The 26,479-nt window shown below is 45.2% G+C and carries 10 protein-coding genes; all 10 read right to left on the bottom strand.

The window, feature by feature from the left end:
- Positions 1–12 precede the first annotated feature (12 nt).
- Positions 13–618, bottom strand: a complete 606-nt coding sequence (locus JK628_RS20200) for an OmpA family protein (RefSeq protein ID WP_202286706.1) — start codon at positions 616–618, stop codon at positions 13–15.
- Positions 615–2,036, bottom strand: coding sequence for a TolC family outer membrane protein (locus JK628_RS20195; protein ID WP_202286705.1), 1,422 nt, complete (start codon positions 2,034–2,036; stop codon positions 615–617). The genes JK628_RS20200 and JK628_RS20195 overlap by 4 nt, the downstream gene beginning before the upstream one ends.
- A 32-nt stretch (positions 2,037–2,068) precedes the next feature.
- The gene (locus JK628_RS20190) at positions 2,069–3,451 is read right to left on the bottom strand and encodes an HlyD family type I secretion periplasmic adaptor subunit (RefSeq protein ID WP_202286704.1); all 1,383 of its coding nucleotides are present in this window, start codon (positions 3,449–3,451) and stop codon (positions 2,069–2,071) included.
- Positions 3,448–5,625 carry a type I secretion system permease/ATPase gene (locus tag JK628_RS20185; protein ID WP_202286703.1) on the bottom strand — a complete coding sequence of 726 codons (2,178 nt, stop codon included), beginning with the start codon at positions 5,623–5,625 and terminating at the stop codon, positions 3,448–3,450. Before JK628_RS20185 ends, JK628_RS20190 begins: the two co-directional genes overlap by 4 nt.
- Before the next feature lie 91 nt (positions 5,626–5,716).
- On the bottom strand, positions 5,717–15,889 hold the full coding sequence (locus tag JK628_RS20180; protein WP_202286702.1) for an Ig-like domain-containing protein: 10,173 nt from the start codon (positions 15,887–15,889) through the stop codon (positions 5,717–5,719).
- A 255-nt stretch (positions 15,890–16,144) separates the two neighbouring features.
- A complete protein-coding gene (locus tag JK628_RS20175; RefSeq protein WP_202286701.1) occupies positions 16,145–21,961 on the bottom strand; it encodes a retention module-containing protein in 5,817 nt (1,938 codons plus the stop codon).
- Between the two features lie 281 nt (positions 21,962–22,242).
- A complete protein-coding gene (locus JK628_RS20170; RefSeq protein WP_202286700.1) occupies positions 22,243–23,409 on the bottom strand; it encodes a heme biosynthesis HemY N-terminal domain-containing protein in 1,167 nt (388 codons plus the stop codon).
- On the bottom strand, positions 23,409–24,560 hold the full coding sequence (locus JK628_RS20165; protein ID WP_202286699.1) for a uroporphyrinogen-III C-methyltransferase: 1,152 nt from the start codon (positions 24,558–24,560) through the stop codon (positions 23,409–23,411). Before JK628_RS20165 ends, JK628_RS20170 begins: the two co-directional genes overlap by 1 nt.
- Positions 24,561–24,626: 66 nt before the next feature.
- The gene (locus JK628_RS20160) at positions 24,627–25,355 is read right to left on the bottom strand and encodes a uroporphyrinogen-III synthase (RefSeq protein WP_202286698.1); all 729 of its coding nucleotides are present in this window, start codon (positions 25,353–25,355) and stop codon (positions 24,627–24,629) included.
- A gap of 9 nt (positions 25,356–25,364) precedes the next feature.
- Entirely contained in the window at positions 25,365–26,297 is a 933-nt protein-coding gene (gene hemC / locus JK628_RS20155) for a hydroxymethylbilane synthase (RefSeq protein WP_202286697.1), read from the bottom strand.
- Positions 26,298–26,479: the final 182 nt, after the last annotated feature.

Below are 26,479 nucleotides of genomic sequence, written 5' to 3'. Positions count from 1 at the left end.
TTAGTTTGTTTCCTAATTAACAACTTCATCCACGGTATAGATATGCCATTTCATATCTGCAGTGGTGTCATCACCAGTGAGTTCAGCGATGACTCGGCGGTTTACTCTATGCGCAGCAGAGGTATGAGTGGGATCGATTGGACGATCGAAACTATATCCTACAGCACTTAATCGAGATGATTCAATATCAAAACGCTCACTTAGTAATGCGCTTACGGCATTAGCTCTATTTTGCGATAGCTGCTGGTTATGCTCGTGGCTACCGGTTTTACTGCAATGTCCCTCGATAACAGCTTGTGTATTAGGGAACTTTTGCATGAAACTGGCAATAATCTCTACCTGAGTATAATAAATTGGATCTATATAATAAGAGTCATTAGCAAATAAGATTTTTAACTCTTGGCGCTCATTGATCGGTTTGATTTTACCACAGCCATAGTTATCGATAGTGGCTCCGAGTGCGGTTTCATTACAGCGCTCTCTTGCAACGATGACACCATCATGGTCAATATCATTTAAATCGTAAACTTGCTTGGTCGGTGTATCCATCGATACAGTATCACGCATTGAGCAACCGCCTAATATGGCTAAACTCAATATTATTATCAGGGTTTTCATTGCGGTACTCCTCCTTCGTAATCTCGCTCACCTTGCCATACATCTGGGCGAGTCACTCTTAATGAATCAAGTAATTGGCCTGTCGCATTAAGAATGCGGTATCGCGATACTATTTCGTCATACTCAGATTCTAAATAGTCTTTTCTTGCTTCAAACAACTCATTTTCGGTATCGAGCAGATCCAGCAATGTACGTTGGCCCAAATTGAATTGTTGGCTATAGGCAACTTGCGTGTCTTTAGCGGCAATGACATGGTCACGAATATACATTTTTTGCGGTGTTAGCATTTCGTATGCGTTCCAAGCCAAGTTTACGCCTTCAATGACTTGTCTATATGCACGTTGGCGGATCTCTTTAGCTTCACCTATTTTGTAGGCCGCTTCTTTTTCTCGCGCCAAATCACGGCCGCCAGCAAACAGGTTGTATTTTACTCGGATCATGGCGACGAGGTCGTTACTGTGCCCGCCCACATCGGTTTGAAATACGCCTTGTCCAGAAATACCATCTTCACCGTCGAGATCGTTATTCCAGTTACCATCAAGCTCCAAAGTGAACTTAGGGTAATAATTGGATTGAGCAGATTCGCGTTCGTTCTCCGCTGCATGGATATCACTAGCGGCCGATTTAAGAATGGGATGGTTATCTTGCGCCATCATCACGCTGGTGTTGAGGTCACTCGGTAACATATCAGCATCAGGCACTGGCACTATCATATCTTCCGGCTCTTGCTCTACGACGCGAATGAACTGTGATTTTGCATCATAAAAATTATTGCGAGCCGAGATAACATTTGCATTTGCCCGCGCTAAGCGGCCAGTGATCTGAGATAGATCCGCCGTTGAGCCCAATCCTGAATCGGTTCTCTGTTTAATCTGTTCATATATATCTTTGTGGCTTGCAAGGTTTTTTTCGGCCAGAGTGAGTACTTGTTCACTGCGAATGTAGTTGGTGTATACCTTAACCACATCTAGCGCCATATCTTCGGCTGCCGCAAACAGTGCCCACTGCTCAGCACTTGCTTCAAAGCTGTATCTATCGACTTCACTACTGGTATAAAATCCATCAAATAGCATTTGCTTGATACTGAAGCCTGCTTCACCACGCTCAAGTTCAATCACGCCATCACCGTCAACTTCGCCAACACCGGCGCGACGACGAGTCGACGGGCTATTGGTTTGCTCCCAGCCGTATCCACCTGAAATATCGACCGTCGGCATATAGCCTGCGACCGCTTGGTTAACTTGCTCTTCGCGTGCTTTAAAACGGTTAAATGCGATCCGTATTTCAGGATTAGTATCTAATGTGTGCGCAACTGCTTGCTCTAACGTTTGGCTATAAGCCGACGCGGGCAATATCAGCGCGCCAACGGCGAGTGCAATTGCACTACGTCTTACCTGCCGCATTGTGCTGCTGTCCATGTTAACCCCTCCAGGTCGTTTTTTATAAGGCTTCAACGCTCTCTGAGCGCGGTATCTTTAGCCCGTAAGATTGGATTAAGTATGTACTCTAAAACGGATTTCTGCCCAGTAATTACATCAACCGAGGTCAACATCCCTGGTATGATAGGCATTTCCGTGCCATCGTCCTTCGTTAGGCTAGAAAACTCCGTTCTAACTTTTACAATATAGAAACTATTTCCCTCTTCATCTTGGGTGGTATCGGCACTAATATGCTCTACGACCCCATTTAGACCACCATATCGAGTGAAGTCATAAGCGGTGACTTTGACAACGGCAGGCAGCCCAGGATGCAGGAAGGCGATATCTTTGGGCACAATTTTAGTTTCGATAAGTAGTTTGTCTTCTGACGGAACAATTTCGATAATATCAACGCCTGGCTGCACCACGCCGCCGAGCGTATTGATATGAACTGTTTTAATGGTCCCGTTCACGGGAGAGACTATCTCAGCTTTACTCACTTTGTCTTGCGCGCCCACTTGTGCTTCATTCATGCGTGAGAGCTTGGTTTGCATCTCATTTAACTGCGCCCGAGTATCAGCTGCAAACATAAGTACCGTTTCTCGACGCTTCAAAATCGCTTCATCCATTGTCGACTTCACTTTTGGACGCAATAACCTTAATGAGGACAGCTCACCTTGAATGTCGTTTACGACACGTTGAAGCTTGAGCAGTTCAACTTCGGGCACAATCCCTTTGTCTGCTAATGGTCTGGTGAGTTCTAACTCTCTAGAGATCAATTGAAAGCTGGTTGTGAGTGTTTTTATTTTAGAGGCTAACTCTTGGATCTCTTGGTTGCGTTGTTGGATCTGTCTTGCTTGGATCTCCAACTGGTTACTGAGATTATCAATCCGTCCCTGATACTCTTCTCGTTGCCTCTTGGTGAGTTCAGGCTCGTTAGCTTCTAAAGTCTCTGGAAAGACCAGCGCTTGAGCTTGTATTTTTACTTGCTCTCTCCAGTCAGTGCCGATATTAGAAATAGTGATGCTATTTAATTCATTTTTTAAGCGGATAACATTGGACTGCAAGCTATTCACTTCCTGTTCCTGCTGGGCAAAGTCAGATTGGAAGCGGGTTGCATCAATACGAGCCAATGCTTGTCCTTTAGTGACAATTAGCCCCTCTTGTACATACATATCTTGCAATATGCCGCCATCTAAACTCTGTATTATCTGAATTTGTGAAGAGGGAATGACCTTTCCCATTCCGGTGGTGACTTGATCTAATTCAGCAAAGTAGGCCCAAATTAAAAATGTCACCGCGAGCGAGCTCAGTGCCCATATCGTTAATCGATGACTCGTGGGAGCATCGGTCATCATGGCGCCATAGACATCGTCAACCATATCTAAGTCTTGTGAGGTTAAATGCTTACTCATTTATTTACAGCTCCTGCAAGCAAACCTTCATTAAGCTTTTTCAGTACATCTGCCTTGGCGCCATCGGCAACAATGCGGCCGCGATCTAATACGATGATGCGGTCTACTAAATTCAATAAGTGCATCTTGTGAGTAATCAGTAGTAAGGTGCGATCTTTACTGACATTGTGCATCGATTGAATGAACTGCTTTTCGGCTCTAGCATCCAAACTGGCTGTCGGCTCATCCATTAGTAATACCGGGGGATCATTTAGTGTTGCGCGTGCTAAGGCGATGGTCTGTCGTTGGCCACGAGAGAGCTCTCGTCCTCCTTCTCCCACTTGTTGATCGAGCCCTTCGGATTCTAGATTGGTAAACAAGTTAACCCCTGATAACTGTACGGCCCTGATCAGTTGATGCTCGGTTACTTGTCGCGTTCCAAAGAGGATGTTGTCGCGGATAGTGCCGTGAAACAGGGTAATATCCTGCGGCAGATAACCAAAATTACGTCTAAGATCACTTGGGTGTATTTGCGCAGAATCGAGACCATCATAGGTTAGGCTGCCTTTGCTCGGCTGAAAAAGTCCGACAAGTACTTTAGCTAAGGTGCTCTTTCCTGAACCATTACGACCTATTATCGCAACTCGTTCGCCAGGTTCAATTTTTATTGATAATGGATGAAGTATTGGCCGTTCTGAATTTGGATAGCTAAACGCTAAGTGATCCGCATTAATCTGACCTTGTAGTCGCTGCCTGCTGACTAGATGCCCTTTGTTCTCAAACTCACTCTCTTGAGCCATTATTTCATTAAGTTGACGCAGTGCACTGGCAGTTTGGTTACCTCGTGTCATTAATCCTGCTAACTGCGCCATCGGGGATATTGCGCGACTAGATAAGATAACGGCCGCAATGATACCACCCATGGATATCTCATTGTCAGCGACACGGTAAACACCTAATATTACGACAAAAATTACAGATGATTGCACCACAAATGTCGCAACATTAGTCACTGACGTCGAGATCTTTTTCGATTTCAACTGCCAGCTAGCGGTATGGCCAATCATCTGCTGCCAGCTTTTTTGCACTAACCCTTCGGCACCGCTAGATTTGATCGACTCTAATGAAGAAAGTGACTCGATTAAGTGACCATGTTTTAAACCTGAAAACTTATTACTTTCCTCTATTGCAGCTTTTAGTTTTGGCTGCATAATCAAGGTATAAACTATGATAATAAAACCACCTACTAGAGGGATAAGTGCCAGATCGCCAGCGACTAGATAGATAATCGTTAAAAAGAACAGGGCAAAAGGAAGATCTACTAAGGTGGTGATGGTTGCAGACGTCAGGATATCTCGAATGCTGTCAAATTCGCCAAGCTGCTTGGCCATGCCACCAACACTAGGCGAGCGCTTTTCCAATGGGATACCAACGGCTTTTTCGAACAGCTGCGAGGAGACGATAATATCGACTTTCTTGCCGGCGACATCTATCAGGTAACTACGCAATTGACGCATCACTAAGTCAAATATGTAGGCTATTCCGGCACCGATCGCTAATACCCATAAAGAGTCAAATGCTAGGTTTGGCACGACCTTGTCGTACACATTCATGATGAATAATGGCGACACAAGTGCAAACAAATTGACTAATACCGATGCGATTAAGGCGTCGCGATAGATGGGAGCTGAGTCTTTGAGTGTCTGCAATAACCAGTGAGATTTGTTCTCATGAAGATGGACATCAAAGCCCATGTCACCACGATACTCCTGTTTAACCAGAAACAGGTAACCCACATAAATGGCTTCGAGCTCTTCAATGGATAGTATTTCTTCACCACCAGTCTCCGGCAGCTGAATGATGGCTCTATCTTGCTCAATATCAAGCTCTCGAAGTAGGCAGGCCTTTTTATCTTTAAGGAGCAATATGCAAGGCAGTAAGATTGGTGTTATTTCATTCAGCCCCTTACGAGACAGCTTTGCTGCTAATCCCGCTCGGGCAGCTGCTTGAGGTAGCAGCTCAGGTGTCATTACATGGCCTTGCATGGGAAGGCCTGCCGCCAAAGAATCGCAGGAGCAAGGGCTGCCGAAATGTTCAGTAAGTAAAACTAAACTGTCTAACAATGGGTCAACAATTACGCGCTGAGAAGCCGAAATAGTCCATTGCTCAGTTTTCTTAGAAGCTGAAACGGTCACGTGGGATAGCTATCCTTTAGATTTTATTATTATATTAGTATCGGACATGAGGGGCGTGTTTGCCACGCCCCTTAAGATTTAGCCCTATTCACTACAGCGAATTCAATACTCCATTGATATCTAAATCGTGGGGGGACTGGTCACTTGAATCAATAATTAAGGTCTCCCCTTGAGTATTGCTTACAATGAGTGGCCCATCGCCATTGTCGCCTAATAGACTGCTAATAATCTCTTCAGATGTGTCGCCAAGCAGAGAAAGGTCTACACCATCTAGTACTATGTGTTGATCAAAACTGCCATTTTGGTCGGTATCGATATTTATGCTGGTAGAGCCTCCTATATCAGTGAAATTGATATATTGACTCAGTTCATTAGCGTTATCGCCTTGCAGAATATCACTGAGATCTAGTTTATCTTCTGCGATATCGAAGTCGGTAATGTGGTCGGTTGTATCTGCACCATCGACGGAACCTGCACTCCAAACAAATGTATCTTCACCTTCTCCACCCGTCATAGTGTCTTCGCCAAGGCCGCCAATCATGGTGTCTTCACCTGTGCCACCAATCAGTGTGTCGTTGCCGCCTTGGCCAAAGAGGATGTCATTGCCTTCACCGCCGGAGAGCGTATCTGCACCATCATTAACATCAGCATTATCAAATTCATCAACATGAGTGGAAATATAGCTGTGAATATCTTGCAGTGAAATGTTGCCTGTCTCAACTCCAGTTTTAGCTGAAACGTAATTTTGCAGTGCAGTAAATCCTTGGCCGCTGGTGTTTTCTAGTTGAACTAAATCTCCGAAGATAATGTCATTACCTTCTTCGCCCAAAGAGTCATCTTGACCTTGGTTAAGTAATACTTCAGAGCCTAAAATTACGCTGGCCAAATCGCTTACGTCGATAGCGGCTTGAACATTGCCATCGGTATCGTATAGTTCTAAGACTTCAGTGGTTACGCCATTACCGATACCGATAGCGTTGACAATTGAAACCGCATTAAGCAGGCTAAATTGATGTAGAGCTGAATCATTGTCATTATCGTTATATGACAAGTTACCACCTCGCATAACGAGCTGACCAATAGCTTCATGGACATCGGTATAGACTGAATAGACGTTACCATCAGTATCAATGAGGACTTTTCCGTTGAGCGTAACTTCATCACCGTAGCTATATGACTTAGCTGCAAGCACCTCATTTAAAGTCATAAAGTTACCTGTTACGCTATCGTATCCCACGTAAAGCGTGTCTATTTCATTATTGGTGTTAGTAGTTGGTTGACCGTCAGTAATGAAGAAGGTTTGATTTGTCGCGCCGTTACCCGCAATTCCAGCGCTATCAAACCACTCGATAGCACTTTCGAAAGAGGCTTCATAGTTAGTTGTATAGTTAGCAGTAACATTGGCTAAAGCCGCTAGCAGTTGATCGAGTGCAGCCTGTGTGTCGCCGTTTGACAGGTCAACTGAAATACTGGTTTTTGTATTGTGTGCAAAATCAACGAATAGTACATTAACCGTGCCTGCTTGCTCACCGTTAGCACTGTTAAACAGCGTATTAAACACACTGGCTAATTGTAGTTTAGCTTCTGCAATTTGACCGCTCATACTGCCAGATGAATCAAGAATAAAGGCTAGATTATAGTCTTCACCTGGAATAATTTGTAGGCCAGCTGTATCGCTGACAATGATGTCATGATCGTCACCGCCTTGGATGTCATTATCACCGTCGGTTCCTGATACAAAGCTATAATCTCGAGTAGGCAATATATCAAAGTAGACAGTGGCTGTGTCAGTCAAGCCAGCAGGATCTTGAATTGTATACTCATAGCTCGCAGAACCGGTATAGCCAATATCAGGCGTAAACAGTACGTTACCATCAGCGTCTAGAGTAACGGTGCCGTTCTGAGCGTTACCTACGCTTATAATTGATAATATATCGCCATCTGGGTCTGTATCATTTGAAAGAATAGCGTCAGCGTTGAAGGTGAATGGTGTATCCTCTAGTACGACAATACCGTTGGTTGTAATGTGCTCACCTAAAGGTGTGTAGCCACCAATCTGCTGATTACTTTGATCAAATTCACCTAGTTCAATATCAAGTTTGTAGGCTCCCCCCTGATCCCAATAGATAATTTCTATAGAGTGAGCGCCAGCGTCAGTAATATCGAAATAAATATGACCACTTTCACCAGGATAACGGATATTTGAAGATTGATTATAGGAGACCTCTGCAACCACTACCCCATCAATAATAACAGAGTAGCCATCATCAGCCGTTACTTTTAGGCCATAAGTTCCAACATTAAGTAGCACTGTACCTTGCATGTGCAAGATGGCGTCAGAGCTGTCATCTGGGTCGTTACTTAGGCTGGCGGCATCGTCACCTAAGAAGTCTTGCAGGCTTGTTCCCGTCCCGAGGTTTCCGCCCCCCAAAGCATAGCTAAGTGTAGTCGCTACGAATGTCGCATCAGCTGCATTGCTATTAATGAAATTTCGTACTTGAGTGACTGTCGAAAGATTGCCACCGTCTGTATCTTCGTTGTAACTGTAATATTGACTATTAAGACCAATACCAAAGTAATCATCTGTTGCAACGGGTGGCTCGTTTACATTGGTCAGCTCGATATTAACAACAGCAGTATCGGTTAGGTTACTTTCATCTGTGACTAAAACATTAACTGTGTGGTGACTCGTTCCTGCGGAGCTAATGTCCTGGTTGAGTGTTATTTCGCCCGTGGTAGCATCGATCGTAAACTGGCCATTGACTAGAGAGCCATCTGCAAAACTATAGCTAAGGGAGCCTCCAGTGTCGGCATCATGTGCGACTACAGCGCCGACTATGGTGCCTGAGCTTAAGTTGTCTTCACTAACTGAGAATGTATAAATATCTTGATTGATAGCAGAGCTTTCGGTGTCCGTTCCAGATAAAAACTCAGGAGTAAAGTTATGATCGGCAACATTTACAGTCACGCTAGACTGTACAGCTTGACCAGAGCTATCGGTAGCAATGACTTCGATGCCAGTAATCAATAGATTATCAACGTCAATGTTATGAGGCAGCTTACCAAGCAATTCAGCATCGAGAACGACAGCACCTTGTTGACCAGCGGCAATCGAATCCCAATCTAATGCTAACTTTAGAAGATCCCCGCGGCCCTTCATATAACCAATAAGCTTACCGTCCTCAATACGCCATTCCATTGGTTGGCGAATGCCTTGTACTGAAATGTTATTAACATCGCCAAAATTAAAGTTATTAAGCTCATTCTCGCCCGCTTTAAACAACAATGTTTCAGTGTCATTGTCGGCAGCACCGGAAAGAAGGCTTGCTTCATTTAAGCTAGCGTAAGCATAAGGCGTTACAGCATTTAGGGCCGATGGAGCATTTAAAGTAATGCTAAACTCATTATCACTATCTATATCACCATCGCGGTCGATGATATCGACATTAAAATCAAGTGTTGTGCCCAACTCATCGGTAATAATTGTTTCGGTATTTATTGATTTAAGGTTGAAATCAGAACCGTCACTTGCTGTTGAGAGCTCGATAAGGTTTATTTCAACCATTGATGGGTGGCTTGATAGATGATCTGCAAACTCTGCACTGGTACCTGTAAAGGTAAATTCAGTTATGACGCCATTCGCATCTAACCCTGAAACATCGAATGTTGCAGTGCCTGTATATTCATTACCGTTATTAGTACTAAGTGTAAGGTTTAAACTATTAGTTACTGGTTCGCTAAATGTTAAAATTAATGCCTCACCGTCGCCAATATCTTTGCCTGTTCCTACTCCGATCCCATTAGGGCTGGTATTGACGGGAGCTCCTTCGCCATTTTGATCTCTGGCGGTAATAGAGCAATGAACGACATCATCAGCATCGACTTCGCTAACGACGCTACCCTGCAAGAGGATAAATAGATCTTCATCGTTACCGCCAGGTATAGTTCCTGTTAAATCTGCATCTGTAGCAATAACGTTAGTGATAGGCTGTTGAAGATCGAGTGTGTATTCACCAGAGTTTGGATCAATAGACAGAGTAAACACTAAAGACTGCTCTGCACCGTCAGCTCCATACTCAGCGAAGGTATTACTGGTATAAGCAATCATCACATCAGGATTGTCTGGATTGACATAGTAATAAATAGTATCGCCACCAGTAGTAATACCGGAGTCAGCGAAATACATTTCGCTACCAGTAACATCACTCCAGCCTGTGACATTGACAGTTAAATCTGCCGAGTAGTCGCTGTCTGCACCTTGAACAGTAAGGTGACCTGTGTAGTTACCGCTAGTATTCAGAGTTACAAGATTATCAATCTGTGCTTCCGGCGCATCATCTTCAATAATGACATTGAAGTTGCCATCGGTTGTGCCACCATTGCCATCATCAACATCTATCCCGAAGTTCAAAGATAGGTTGTCTTCACTCGTTGTATCCGTGTGGTCGACAGGAGCGAGCAAGGTGACATCGTAACTCCAGTCTCCAGAGTCTCCTCCATCAGGAGGTGAAAGTAGCACTGTCATCACTGCTTGATAAGAATCAGTGCCTGGAGTGCCTATGTATCCGGTTAAGGTTCCTGCTGCTGGAATATCCCATGACCAGTGCACGGTTTCTCCACCAGAGGTAAGACCCGCTGGACCGCTAAGAGCAACAGTGAGTGCATCACTGTCAACATCTTCGATAGTGATTGTACCGCTAGCAGTCACAGAGTCTGTTGTATCTGTATTGCCATCGTCGTCAATGAGGCCATCGGTAAGGCCTTCTTCAGAGACTCGAATGTTGGTAGTTGATGTAATCGTTGGATCGTCATTGGTCCCATTAACCGTAATGGTGACGGTGATCTCCTCGGAGACGTTGCCTTCAGCATCTTTAATGGTGTAAGTGAAGACATCATCAGTGGTTTCGCTGCCATCATGGTGATAAGTGACGGTGCCGTCATCATTGACGGTAATCGTGCCGTTAGCCGGTTGGCTCACGATGACGATACTGGCTAAGTTCAGTCCACTTTCGCTGTCAGAGTCATTGCTGGCGACGTTAATTACTACTTGAGCGCCTTCATCGACTTCGGCGTTATCGTCTTTGCCAATCGGCGCAGTATCATCGATGGCATTCACATCGACGTTGACGGTGATCGGCTCGGAGACGTTGCCTTCAGCATCGTTGATGGTGTAAGTGAAGACATCATCAGTGGTATCGCTGCCATCATGGTTATAAGTGACGGTGCCATCATCATTGACGGTAATTGTGCCGTTAGCCGGTTGGCTAACGATGACGATACTGGTTAAGTCCAGTCCACTTTCACTGTCAGAGTCATTGCTGGCGACGTTAATTAATACTTGAGCGCCTTCATCGACTTCGGCGTTATCGTCTTTCCCAATCGGTGCAGTATCATCGATGGCATTCACATCGACGTTGACGGTGATCGGCTCGGAGACGTTGCCTTCAGCATCGTTGATGGTGTAAGTGAAGACATCATCAGTGGTATCGCTGCCATCATGGTTATAAGTGACGGTGCCATCATCATTGACGGTAATAGTGCCGTTAGCCGGTTGGCTAACGATGACGATACTGGTTAAGTCCAGTCCACTTTCACTGTCAGAGTCATTGCTGGCGACGTTAATTAATACTTGAGCGCCTTCATCGACTTCGGCGTTATCGTCTTTCCCAATCGGTGCAGTATCATCGATGGCATTCACATCGACGTTGACGGTGATCGGTTCGGAGACGTTGCCTTCAGCATCGTTGATGGTGTAAGTGAAGACATCATCAGTGGTATCGCTGCCGTCATGGTTATAAGTGACGGTGCCATCATCATTGACGGTAATTGTGCCGTTAGCCGGTTGGCTAACGATGACGATACTGGTTAAGTCCAGTCCACTTTCACTGTCAGAGTCATTGCTGGCGACGTTAATTAATACTTGAGCGCCTTCATCGACTTCGGCGTTATCGTCTTTCCCAATCGGCGCAGTATCATCGATGGCATTCACATCGACGTTGACGGTGATCGGTTCGGAGACGTTGCCTTCAGCATCGTTGATGGTGTAAGTGAAGACATCATCAGTGGTTTCGCTGCCATCATGGTTATAAGTGACGGTGCCGTCATCATTGACGGTAATTGTGCCGTTAGCCGGTTGGCTAACGATGACGATACTGGTTAAGTCCAGTCCACTTTCACTGTCAGAGTCATTGCTGGCGACGTTAATTAATACTTGAGCGCCTTCATCGACTTCGGCGTTATCGTCTTTCCCAATCGGCGCAGTATCATCGATGGCATTCACATCGACGTTGACGGTGATCGGCTCGGAGACGTTGCCTTCAGCATCGTTGATGGTGTAAGTGAAGACATCATCAGTGGTATCGCTGCCATCATGGTTATAAGTGACGGTGCCATCATCATTGACGGTAATTGTGCCGTTAGCCGGTTGGCTAACGATGACGATACTGGTTAAGTCCAGTCCACTTTCACTGTCAGAGTCATTGCTGGCGACGTTAATTAATACTTGAGCGCCTTCATCGACTTCGGCGTTATCGTCTTTCCCAATCGGTGCAGTATCATCGATGGCATTCACATCGACGTTGACGGTGATCGGTTCGGAGACGTTGCCTTCAGCATCGTTGATGGTGTAAGTGAAGACATCATCAGTGGTTTCGCTGCCATCATGGTTATAAGTGACGGTGCCGTCATCATTGACGGTAATTGTGCCGTTAGCCGGTTGGCTAACGATGACGATACTGGTTAAGTCCAGTCCACTTTCACTGTCAGAGTCATTGCTGGCGACGTTAATTAATACTTGAGCGCCTTCATCGACTTCGGCGTTATCGTCTTTCCCAATCGGCGCAGTATCATCGATGGCATTCACATCGACGTTGACGGTGATCGGCTCGGAGACGTTGCCTTCAGCATCGTTGATGGTGTAAGTGAAGACATCATCAGTGGTATCGCTGCCATCATGGTTATAAGTGACGGTGCCATCATCATTGACGGTAATTGTGCCGTTAGCCGGTTGGCTAACGATGACGATACTGGTTAAGTCCAGTCCACTTTCACTGTCAGAGTCATTGCTGGCGACGTTAATTAATACTTGAGCGCCTTCATCGACTTCGGCGTTATCGTCTTTCCCAATCGGTGCAGTATCATCAACTGGATTAACGCTTAAAATTAATGTTGCGCTAGATCCCGTATTAGTGGTGTAGGTGATAACAGGAACGTCGCCGTTCCAGTTGTCATTTGGCGTGAAGGTGTATGAGCCATCTTCATTGATGACCAATAAGCCACCTTCAAGCTCTACACTTGTACCGGCTGTATAGCTTTCGCCGTTAACCTCAAAACGAGTAACGGTAAGGTCGTTGTCGATATCTGAATCGTTGTCTAAAACATTACCAATGGCGACTTCATTTTCATCGATGGTGTTGCTGTCGTTGTTAACAATTGAAGGATCATCTACAGGGGTGACTTCAAGGGTTAATGTGGCGCTAGAGCCCGTATTAGTGGTGTAAGTTATAATAGGAACATCGCCGTTCCAGTTGTCATTTGGCGTGAAGATGTAAGAGCCATCTTCATTGATGATCAGTGTCCCGCCATCCAATTCAACCGTGGTGCCCGCATCAACTATTTCACCATCGACTTCAAAGCTGATAACGCTGAGCTGGTCATCAAGATCGGTATCGTTATCAAGTACATTACCGATTGCTACGGCGTCTTCGGCTATTGTTTGGCTGTCGTTTTGGAGCACAGTCTCTAAATCATAATTCTCTGTTGTGGTTGCTTCGGCTCGTTCTCCATTATCCCCAAACCCGTAAACGATGGCATCAACAATAGTATCAGCATCTAATATAAGTTCAGAACCAGCAACCGTGATTGAGAAGGTGCCATCAGCATTCATCAGAGTCTGATAGTTAGTGCCGTTTATCGTAATAACCACTATGCCAATGGTGATAGCTGCATCGGCTGTAACTGTTCCTGTAATAGTGACAGTTTGTTGGCCTTCATCATTTGTGACTACATTGTCGCCCGTGATGGGGTTCAGATCGATAGTCGCGTTTGCATTGATTGGACTGTCATTATCAAAGATACGTAAAGTACCTTGAGAGTCGGCAAGTGCCGCATTGACAGGATCTGTAAGGTTAATTAATGCAAATTCAGGATTGGGATTATTCTCAACAATCAGATCATCTACAATAGGAACCGTTATATAAGCTGTGGTTTGACCGGGTAAAAACGTTACCGTGCCGGATACGTTGATAAAGTCTTCACCAAATAATGCTGACAGTTCTTCGCTTGAGTAGTTAACGGTAATGGTTTCAGTGCTAGCTTCACTTAAGCTCAGCGTAAAGACGGCGCTTTCCATTCCTTCTACTGCAATAGCATAATCGATATTAATAAGCGGCAAGTCACTTGCTGCAGTGTCGTTGTCGAAAATAGCAAACTGCAAAGTTTCGTCGTAAACATTGTCACCTGAGACTACAGCTCTGAAATATTCAGTCGGTTCAATTTGGGCATCATCAAAAATAGGGATGCGGATCATTACGCTTGAATCACCAGCGCCAAGAACAAAGCCAAATACAGGGCGCGGAATACTGCCACTATAATCGACAGAGGTAACCGTCATAGTTTGCCAGGTGACACCACCGTCATTGGAATATTCAATGGGTACGATATAGTCATCGGCATATTCGGCAATCGGGATCCCGAACTGTTCACTCAATAATTCACTGGTAAAGGTAATTTCAAGCGCAGAGTCTTGGTCAAATACCAATTCGCTGTCTAAGGTAAACTGGTTAAAACCGTCATGCTCAAAGACGTCTGGGATATCTGCAGATAAATGGGATTTATATTGATCTTGAGTCTGGGATGTTATCTCTCTAAAAGCGGTCCAATCTTCTACGCGATAATCTAACGATAGACCCTCTAGGTCATATTGAGTAATACCTTCATTTAAGATGATGGCATAATTACCGTCACCTAAATCGACTAAAGTCCCAATGTCTGCAAACTCAGCATTGAGTTGCACATTTTTAACGACTAGGTTATCAGTCGTCACCTGGTGACCAGTGGCCCCAGCAAGTAAATCGTCAGCCGAAAACGTAATACGGCCTTCAAGTTCATTGTAGTTATAAGTCACTAACCCGCCGGGAACATCAAGAATATCAGCGGTTCTTTCGTCGGTAGCATCGGGTGCGCGGTCACCAGCCAGGTCAGCAATAGTATCAGCAACATGTTCCATTGCTAAACTTTCAAATACGTTCTGTTCATCAGGAGAGCGTTCACTATCTCTGGTAAATACAATACCCAATTCGGCAAGCACCAAGGACAGCATCTCTTTACCCGCGGTAGCAATATTTAGCGGCTCACCAGTCGTCGGATCGATATAATTTGCTAAGGCTTGATGAACAGCTAACACGATATTGATATTGGTCGCGTAGCTAGTATCTAAATTTAACGAACCGCTATTGGTTTGCAGCAAGCCGTCGTTATTTCCGTCCGACAAATCACTGTCTAACGCTTGTAGAAATATCGCCATATTTTCTACATAGTTTAGATTACTATCGGCAAGAGAAGTGCCGGCAATATCTTGCAGAAAGAGGATTGTTCCTTGAATAGCGTCGGCACTAAATGTTGCTACAGTGACATTACCAACGCTAAAAGTAATGGTGTCGCCAGGAAGATAAGCGAATGAACCTGGTGCGCCCATATCTCCGGTAAAACCTGAGATACCAGATGATGTGGTGTACGCTACGCCGTTAACAAAATTATCGGTAAACTGAGCCACCAAAAAGTTGTTTTCAATGTCAGTGTTTTGGGTTTCATTATCAATCGCTAGGCTGGCAATTTGAGTGTCGCTATTTTGCCCTGCGGTATCAAAACCTGAATTTGCCAGAGTTTCTGAACCACCTCGAGCGATTGAAACATGACCAGAGGTTCCTTCACTGCCAGCTTGAGTGCCCGCTGCTGTATCTGGGCCTTCCGTTGGGTCATCATCTGATGCAATAAGTGCTTGTATTTCTTCTATTTCACTTAGGATATCTTGATTGTTAGCTAAGGACTCATCGACTGGAGTGGCTGTGTTTTCGCTATCTGAAGACATTATGCTGCCATCTTCAAGACGGAGCTCTACAAAACTGTTGTCGTCGATTGATAAGTTGGTTCCCGCAGGAATGAATTCGCCATTTACTACATTGTTAACATTGCCATTAATGTTAGCTGTAACCGTACCGGTTATCTTCTGAATATGGCCTGTCTGTGTTGTTAATATTGATTTCATTGCCTAGCTCCCTGCGGCTACATAATTGAACGTTTGTAGCGTGAATACTATATAGTTAACCCATTATTAACATATCTTATAGGAGAAGAAAATATTGGTCAATTTTTTGACGCTTTAATCATATTTAGACATTTAGCACTAAAGTAAACATTTGCCGTGCAATAGTCTTGTGCATAAAAAAAGACCACTATATCTAGTGGCCTTTAAACTGTATTAGTCATTACATCATGTTTGTACAACTTTAGATTGAATTGGTTAAGGGATGATATTTCCTTGCTCAATTTGTTCATAGGGAGGAATAAACGTGCCATTGGGGTCGACAATTAACGCATCGTCAGCGATTAGACCGGCAATAATGTCTGATTCATTGTTACTGCCGTAAACAATAGATAAATCGATGCCATCCAAGACGATAGTTACTCCGTCTAATCCAATGCCTAAACCATCGGCATCTATAAATATGGTGGTATTGCCGCCACTAAAATCAAAGGAGAAGAAGTCTTCCAAATTACCATTTTCCTCACCAACTAATAATCCGCTTAGGTCGAGTACATCGATTTCATTGTTAAAGTTATAAACGTTATCGATGCTATCGTCAGCACTATCGACTTCCCAAACGAAGAAATCTCGCTCACCATCATCAACGCCATTGAGTGCGCCACCGTCCAAACTGTCACCACCTTGGCCTCCTGAGAGGTAATCTCTACCTATCCCTCCAGCTAAAGTGTCACTGCCTGTGCCACCAATAAGGATGTCATTACCTTCACCACCTTCTATATCGTCATTGCCTGCGCCACCAATAAGCTCGTCATTTCCGGCTAGGCCTTTCATTATGTCATTGCCTTCTCGACCAAAAATTCTGTCGTCTAAGTTGGCGCCAGTTAATGAATCAGAGTTGGTACTACCAAAAATGAGATTGTTAACATTGTCGGTACCAACGATAGTAATTGAATCATCAGCAATCTGGTCATGAGTAAAGACCGCTTCAACAAATCGTGCTTGGAAGTTACCACCATTGTCATCTAGATAAGTGATTGTCCAGGTATCGTTGGCTGACAATGGGTTCGCCAGAATATAGTCAGCTAATGAAGTTGCGGTAGGGTCGCCATTACCATCCAGTAGGAAAATGGCACTGTAATCAATTTCGGCTTTCATAAGGCCTGAATCAGCATCAAAAGTCCAAGTAATAATACCATCGGCATCGTTCTCTGGAATGACCTCAAATACAGCACCGCCAATCGTTAACCGTACTGACACCTCGGATTCCCTCGCGGCTCCAGCCGGAGTATTTTCATCTTGTTCATTTAGGGGAACAGGAATATCAAAAGGTGCTTTCTGGAAGTCTGTAAACAGTTGCAATGAGCCACTTTGAGGATCTGAGTTCATTGCATTGGCAAACTGTTCAGTAATAACCAGATCAGCATCCTGATCATTACCGGAGGTTAACGGGCTAGAACCATCACCTATCTGCACAGTTTGCCCCGCCAAGCCATTGGCTGGCACAGAGTGGATGATAAACTCACCATCAACAGAGTCGCTTCCTGAGTTCACTGTGAAAGTGAAAGATAGGTCCATTTGGTAATCGACTTCACCATTGTCTCCTGGGACGTAGACTAATGTTTCCAGTTCACTTGCGCTTAGTACTGGTGGGTTATCAAAGTCAATCAATGTAAGGATATTCCCACCATCCTCCATATAATAAATACTACCTAATTCGACATCGGGATCTAAGTTTGGCGTTAACAGTACAAAGGCTAAGTTGGTGATGGTAAGCATATCATTCACATCGACATCTGATGGTTTTGTCACCAATAATGGGTAACCGCTTAAGTATGGGTCTGTTATTTGACTCATCGCAGCGGGAACCCAAACTTCTTTGGCAAACTCACCCTCAATCACATCATTGACACCATCAATGGTTATGGTGACTACTTCTGTGTCATATGCGCCATTATTGTCGGTAACGGTGACATTAAAGCTGAGTGTAATTGATTCCGTCACCCCCAAAAATTGGATCAATTCATTGGAAATACTAAAGTCCCAACTATCTTCATCAGCACTGAAACCTGCTATTAACTGATCTATCTGATCTTGAGTTAACACTTCTGTTAGCGTTCCGCCGCTCCAGGTGATATCACTATTGTAGAGAGAGGAAACACTTGCGGTATCGCCAGTATCCACATCTGTGAAACTTAATGCTCCGGTATCACTTATCAATTGGTTTACAACATCCTGATCTTCGGTTACCCCGCCAGATGTATCCACAGTGAGCACAGGAATATCGTTAGTACCCTCTATGGTGATGGTGACCTCTTGATCGACATAGGCGCCGTAGTTATCGGTGACGCGCACGGTGTAAGTGAGCTCGATGATTTGGCCTTCATAGAGGCTGTCGGCTAGCGCATCATTGAGGCTGTAGGTCCACAAACCAGTGCCATCGACCGAGAAGCTACCGTAGTCAGTGTTTGGTGTGCCTTCAACTGTCCAAGTCTCGCCATCGCCAGTATCGACATCATCAGCGTTAAATTGACCTGAGACCATGCTAATACCAGCAACCGGGGTGTTACCCTCATCGTTGATATCGACTACACCGGCTTCTTTGACCATGCCGCTGTCGGCTCCTTGCTCGAAGCTAAGCACAGGAATATCGTTGGTGCCCTCTATGGTGATGGTGACCTCTTGATCGACATAGGCGCCGTAGTTATCGGTGACGCGCACGGTGTAGGTGAGCTCAACGATTTGGCCTTCATAGAGACTGTCGGCTAACGCATCGTTTAAGCTGTAGGTCCACAAACCAGTGCCATCGACTGCGAAGCTACCGTAGTCAGTGTTTGGCGTGCCTTCCACTGTCCAAGTTTCGCCATCGCCAGTATCGACATCATCGGCGTTAAACTGACCAGAGACCATGCTAATACCAGCAACCGGGGTGTTACCCTCATCGTTGATATCGACCACACCGGCTTCTTTGACCATGCCGCTGTCGGCCCCTTGCTCGAAGCTAAGCACAGGAATATCGTTGGTACCCTCTATGGTGATGGTGACCTCTTGATCGACATAGGCGCCGTAGTTATCGGTGACGCGCACGGTGTAAGTGAGCTCAACGATTTGGCCTTCATAGAGGCTATCGGCTAACGCATCGTTTAAGCTGTAGGTCCACAAACCGGTGCCATCGACCGCGAAGCTGCCGTAGTCAGTGTTCGGCGTGCCTTCCACTGTCCAAGTCTCGCCATCGCCAGTATCGACATCATCGGCGTTAAACTGACCTGAGACCATGCTAATACCAGTAACCGGGGTGTTACCCTCATCGTTGATATCGACCACACCGGCTTCTTTGACCATGCCGCTGTCGGCCCCTTGCTCGAAGCTAAGCACAGGAATATCGTTGGTACCCTCTATGGTGATGGTGACCTCTTGATCGACATAGGCGCCGTAGTTATCGGTGACGCGCACGGTGTAGGTGAGCTCGACGATTTGGCCTTCATAGAGACTGTCGGCTAACGCATCGTTTAAGCTGTAGGTCCACAAACCGGTGCCATCGACCGAGAAGCTACCGTAGTCAGTGTTTGGTGTGCCTTCCACTGTCCAAGTTTCGCCATCGCCAGTATCGACATCATCGGCGTTAAACTGACCAGAGACCATGCTAATACCAGCAACCGGGGTGTTACCCTCATCGTTGATATCGACCACACCGGCTTCTTTGACCATGCCGCTGTCGGCCCCTTGCTCGAAGCTAAGCACAGGAATATCGTTGGTACCCTCTATGGTGATGGTGACCTCTTGATCGACATAGGCGCCGTAGTTATCGGTGACGCGCACGGTGTAGGTGAGCTCGACGATTTGGCCTTCATAGAGACTGTCGGCTAACGCATCGTTTAAGCTGTAGGTCCACAAACCGGTGCCATCGACCGCGAAGCTACCATAGTCAGTGTTCGGCGTGCCTTCCACTGTCCAAGTCTCGCCATCGCCAGTATCGACATCATCGGCATTAAACTGACCAGAGACCATGCTAATGCCAGCAACCGGGGTGTTACCCTCATCGTTGATATCGACCACACCGGCTTCTTTGACCATGCCGCTGTCGGCCCCTTGCTCGAAGCTCAGCACAGGAATATCGTTGGTGCCTTCTATGGTGATGGTGACCTCTTGATCGACATAGGCGCCGTAGTTATCGGTGACGCGCACGGTGTAAGTGAGCTCGACGATTTGGCCTTCATAGAGGCTGTCGGCTAACGCATCGTTTAAGCTGTAGGTCCACAAACCAGTGCCATCGACCGCGAAGCTGCCATAGTCGGTGTTCGGCGTGCCTTCCACTGTCCAAGTCTCGCCATCGCCAGTATCGACATCATCGGCGTTAAACTGACCAGAGACCATGCTAATGCCGTCGACGGGGGTGTTACCCTCATCGTTGATATCGACCACGCCCGCTTCTTTGACCATGCCGCTGTCGGCCCCTTGCTCGAAGCTCAGCAGCGGAATATCGTTGGTTCCTTCAATGGTGATGGTGACCTCTTGAGTAGCGGTTAAACCATACTCATCAGTCACTATAACGTTAAAGATCTCTGTTCGAATATCGCCAAAGGCTAAGCTATCAGCGAGTTCATTGCTTAGCGTGAAAGACCAGTCTCCTGTGGCAGCGTCTAGAGTGAACAGTCCGTATGGGGTTTGAGCTGAACTGTCTAAACTCCATGTAAGCTCTGCTCCATCATCAACATCAATTGCTGTTAACGTTCCACTTGTTTGAGCAATACCCGCTGTTTCGATATTACCACCGACTAAGACACCCGCCTCAATCACGTTACCGACGGCATCTTCAAATGAGGAGGTCACTTCTGGCGCGTCGTTTTCTCCGGTTATAGTAATGACTAAGGTTAGCGAAACTTCATCACCATCGGCATCAACGAGCAGGTAATTAAACGACTCAAATACTTGTTCACCAAGAGCGAGAGATTGTATATCGGCAGATTGATTATTGAGGATATAGATGTAGCTACCATCGGCTGCTATGGTTAATGAGCCATAACTTCCTGATATCGAGTTTTCTACAGCTAAGTCTACTGAGTTTGTAGTGGTAGAGATCTGAGTCACCAGGGCTAAATCAGCGCCCAATGTGTCGTTAGCTAAAACATTACCAAGGACCCCATCAAGGTTGTCTTCATTGATGGCATTGACATCGTCAAGACCTGATGGAGCATCATCGACTACATTGGCAGTGACAATTGCTGTCGTTGTAACGCCTTGGCTATCAGTTAATTGTACTAAAAATAGCTCAGACAATATGTCTGATTCACTGTGATCTATCGCGCTATTAAGTGTGTAGCTGTAGGTGAGAATAGAGTTAATTGCATCATAGCTAGAGATAACAAATGAACCATGTTCACTGGGGATAGTTACTGGTCCAATAAAATTACCGTCGACAAATACTTGGACACCATTAATCGTTAATGTATGTATTCCGGCTTGAACCGTTACAGAAACACTTTCGGCTTGTGATAATGCTGATATTTGGGGTTCTGATCCTTCAGATAGGTTTTTCTCGAACAGCGTAACAGAACTGGTCGCAACTGTAGGCAGAGCAAGCTGTGCTAAGAAGTTTGGGACCTCATCTATAATAGCGGCTTGTGCTTGCAGAAAACCGTCGGTGTCATGCCCAGCATCGGCAATGGTCTCATCACCAGCACGGCTGACTGATATAAATCCTCCACCTTCATTCCCTGTTGGACTTGCATCGCCGGCGGCGGTATCTGGAAGGCTTTCGGTCGGATCTTCACCGCTTAAAATCATCGCTTGTAATGCTGCGATTTCTGGATCTATCGTTTCGGTTATTTCCTCTGTCGCTTCAACCGCGGAACTTGTTACATCATTGCTGTCATTAAAGTCCGCGTGAGTGACTATGGTGCCGTCGCTGTATTGGAGTTTGAATGTTGCGTCTGCAGCGACACTAAACATAGTATTTTGACGTAAGGTATCACCCACTTTTAGGGGGGCCATCTCACCTTGACTATTTTGGCTGCGAATGGTGCCAGAAAGCTCAACAATGGTGGCATCCTGCTTTGAAATATATGTACCCATCATGATTTACTCTACTGCCTCGTCCATGAGCGAAATGAAGGATAGTCAGTACTTAGTCATTTTTAATTGTTGCACTAACAGTACAAATTTTGTACGCGGTTCAAATGTTGTCAAGTCGGCTAAAGTCAAGGAGAACAGACAATATATTGATGGTTTTTTTGGTTGGATTTTAAAGACTAGTCTTATCAGTTAACTAGCTTGAGAGGAGGATTCGACAACATCTTCTGAAAGTCAAAAAGCCACTATACAGTGGCTTTCATAGACAAAATAGATATAACAATAAGTTACAGCTTAGCGGCATTCCGTCTGGTTTGCAGCGCTCTGTTCAGCTCGCCTTGATGCTCTTGCGCATCGGCTAGTGCATGCAAGTTATTGATATTATCCTGCAGGTAACAGGCTTTTTGCCACCATATTTTGGCATTGTGGTAGTCGTGATTTTGTTGGTATAGCTTGGCTAAACAGATCTGATAATCGACATTGTCTTCAAAGTGAGATTCAAGTGCAATCAGCTGTTTTTTAGCGTCAACATCTGCCGGAGTCAGCACTTGTGGTAATGCTTCGAAGATAGGCTTTGCGGTGCCAGCTTTCAATTGTTTTTGCAGTAACTTTATCGCTTGCTCTCTTTCGCCAATGCGGTTTAATCCCGTCGCGTACTCTGCAATATAGTCTGCTTGTTTTCTTTCCGCGCGAGATAACCAATGCCAACATTTTTCTAACTCTTGCGCGTTGATATTGGCAGCGCTTTTTAGCAAAGCAAGATTGGTATTGAGCGACAATGCCTTAAAGTCATCTTCGCTGAGGAGCTGCTTTTTACTGACAATAGGTAAGATGAGCTTAAGTGCTTGCCAGTCTTCTTGTGCTTGGTATAGATCAACTGCAAGTTTTAAAACAGGGTTTTTGCTTTTACTGGTAGGGTTTAATTTTTCAAGCTCTTCTCGGGCTAATTCAAGCTCACCTTGCTGTAATAGATAACGAGTACGCGTGGTGCTTACAGCTTTGACTGCTAACGGCTCGAGTGCTGCTTTTGCCAAATATTCATCTCGAGCAACAGTGTTATTTTGGTGCTGTGCCGCGCGGGCTGCAGCGAGTAAATTCAACGCGGGTATTTCGCCTTTTTCAGCGCCTTTAACCATGGCTTTCTCTGCAGCCAACCAATCCTCCTCTGCTAATGCAAGCGCTCCCATAAGGGTATGCTTTCTTGCCGCCTTTTTGCGCCATTTTTCGGGTAAAAGTCGACTGCCTAGAATAAGGTTAAGCAGCCAAACAACTACAAACTCAAATAGTTGCAGCAGGCTATAGAATATAATGAGTGCGAGAACCGCAAATACAATGCTGGTTTCAGCCTGGTAATCTCCAACGGCGATATAAAGGTAGCCTTTATTGCCTGCGAGAAAAGGGCTTAGGCATAATCCAAGTAAAATAATGCCAAGATAGACGAGAACACGAACCATTATTGTGTCTCCTCTGTCATCAAGTTACCGTACGTCACTAATTGATTTAGTAAGTTAGAGGAATCGAAGCGCTCTATAGAAGCTGTTTGGATCTTTAAGGTTTCCAATGCATCTAAGGTGGCTAACGCATCAGTGACATGTTGGTCTTTTAGATCAAAATATTGATAAAGCCACTTTCTCGCTAATCTAACCGAGTTGCGATAGTTGACTTGATCTTGTCTGTACAGAGCAAGCTGCGCTTGTAGTAACTTATTGCGAGTATTTTCAACCAGATACCATTGTTGGTCAGGCTCTAGTAAGGGCGCTGCATCAGTGGTTCGCTTTCTAATAATGACAAAGTCATCAATCAGTGCTTGCCAAGATTTGGCTAGGTTTGCTTGCCAGTCGTCAATTGAATCGCTGACTTCGGTATCTTTTAACTCTGCTGCTGAAAAGTGAGTTTCGGCGCGGTTTAACGGCAGGGTTTCTAACCCTTCAATAAGGGTGTCTAGGGTGAGCACTGTGCCGGCAATATCGGTATTTTTTATCGATGCGGTTGCTGCTATATCATTTGCTAGTGCTTTTCTTATTGGCATTAAAGAGGGGTCGCGCATGGACTTAATACGTTCGTCAGCCGCCTTTAATAGGCTGGTTGCAGTGCTTGGGTCTTGCTCAAGCCATAACTTCTGTCCAGCTAGGCGGACTAGGTATTTGGCTTCTTCTGCTCGCCAGTGGTTGGGGTTGCGCTGGGCAATAATCGATACGCGTTCTTGTAGCTGCTCTTGCTCGCTTTGAGCGGTTGAAAGGGCTAAATCCACATTCGATTTGAACTGGCTTTGCTGTTGCTCCAAAAAAGCGATACGTTGATTTGGCTTAACTAATTCAGCTTGTATTTTTTGTTCTAATGCCGCGGACTGTGCTTTTTGAGCTTCAAGCTGTTGATAAAGATAGTAACCGCCAGCCGCTGCGGCAAAAGTGACAATCAGCAAAATAAATAGGGTAATGATAATCCCCCAAGGTGCAGATTTATTAGCTGCTGGAGCCGTGTCGGTTACAGCTGGTTGGGCGGTACTGGTTTGAGATTTTGACTGAGCGTCGATAATAGACTGCGCCGCAATGGTTGTTTCAGGGCTTGGCTCGTTAGAGCTTGCGTCAGTGTGCTTGTTTTCCATTAAACAGTCCTTGAAAGCGATGATGCTGCAGTAAAACGAGTACTCACTAACGTTAACGTGACAAGGCTATAGCGATAGCGCAGTCAACATCGCATTAGTATTGGCAGCTTTAGCATTGGTTACGGTCTTTAGGCCGTATGCGATAGCTTTTTCATATACTCGGGAGCTTGGGACTATAATATGACAAGTTTGCAGCCATGCAAATAGTTCATTTGGAACAGATTTGACTAGGTTATCGAGTATTTCGCCACTGGTTATGATGATAGTGTCTATACCGAAGGATTGCCATTGCTGGTTGATATTGGAAATATCGAGTTCAGGACAGCCTCGTTGATAGACCTCCCAGTAACTCAAATTAGCTTTTCGTTTGATAAGCTCGAGCGCCAAGTCTTCTCGGCCGCCAACGCCACGAACAATGATGATATTCTTATTATCGACATGTTGTAGTGCCAATAAACTGAGTAATCCTTCCGTTTGCTGGCAATCATCAGGGGCTTTTTCGGCGTGAATGCCAAGTGCTTTTAAGGCTAAATAGGTGGCTTCGCCCACGGCAAAGTATCGTGCCGATGCGGGCCATTTATCGGCAATCGCAGTTGAAGCAAACTTGACAGCGTTGGTACTGATGAAGATGAAGATATCGGTTTGTTGTAACGTACTATCTATCTGTTGGGCATCGAGGTTTGAAGTGGGAGTTACCTGTAATAAAGGCGTCGTAAGGTAAGAGACGTTTCTAAAAGACAACGCCTCCTCCATTAACTGATTACGCCCAGCTGGGCGTGTCAGTAATACTTTCATTAATACGATTTACGCTTTTGCATATACGGCATCAAGAATGGTTTTAGCACCTTTGGCGAGTAACTCTTCAGCCAATGCGACACCTAGTTTTTCAGCATCGTTTTTATGACCTGATGATGCAGCTTCGATAATTTGGCTACCATCTGGATTACCGACTAAACCACGAAGGCTTAATGTGTCGCCGTCAATCTCAGCATAAGCACCAATTGGCACCTGACAACCACCTTCAAGGCGAGTATTCATTGCGCGCTCAGCAGTCACTCGAAGGCGTGTTTCTAAATGCTCAAGCGGAGCAAGCAATGCTTTTACGCGAGCATCAGCAGTACGACACTCAATACCTACGGCGCCTTGGCCATTGGCTGGTAAAGATGTTTCTGCAGAGATAAAGCTAGTGATTCTCTCTTCAAGCTTTAAGCGCTTAAGTCCTGCAGCGGCAAGAATAATTGCATCATAGTTACCCGCATCTAGCTTAGCTAAGCGAGTGCCGACGTTACCACGTAGATCTTTGATTTGAAGATCGGGACGTGCTGCACGAATTTGACATTGACGACGTAAGCTAGAAGTGCCAACTACTGCACCTTGAGGCAGCTCATTAATGCTAGTAAAGTCATTTGAAACAAATGCGTCACGTGGATCTTCACGCTCACAAATCACTTCAAGACCTAAGCCTTCAGGAAAGTCGACCGGAACATCTTTCATTGAGTGAACCGCGATATCGGCTCTGTCTTCTAACATGGCAACTTCAAGTTCTTTAACGAACAAGCCTTTACCACCCACTTTAGCAAGAGGCGTGTCTAAGATGATGTCACCTTTAGTGCTCATTGGCAGCAATTCAACGGTGAGGCCTGCATGGATTTTTTCCAGTTCAGCTTTTACAAATTCAGCTTGCCACATGGCAAGAGGGCTCTTACGTGTTGCGATACGGATTACATTTTGAGACATGCAGAATATTCCATCTTAGAACTTAGTTGCACCAATGCTAACATTGCTCGAAAACAGATGTAACATTCTGCTGCTGATTCTTTGAAGTATACCCAGTTATAGCTTACTAAAAAGTGTGATCGACGTCACATTTGCTTGCCGCTAAACATTTTGGCGTATACATTAGAGTCTGCGATATCTAT

The organism is Shewanella sp. KX20019 (genome assembly GCF_016757755.1).
Taxonomy (GTDB): domain Bacteria; phylum Pseudomonadota; class Gammaproteobacteria; order Enterobacterales; family Shewanellaceae; genus Shewanella.
Note: the sequence above shows the minus strand (reverse complement) of the source record. Positions and strands in the feature narration are given on the sequence as shown.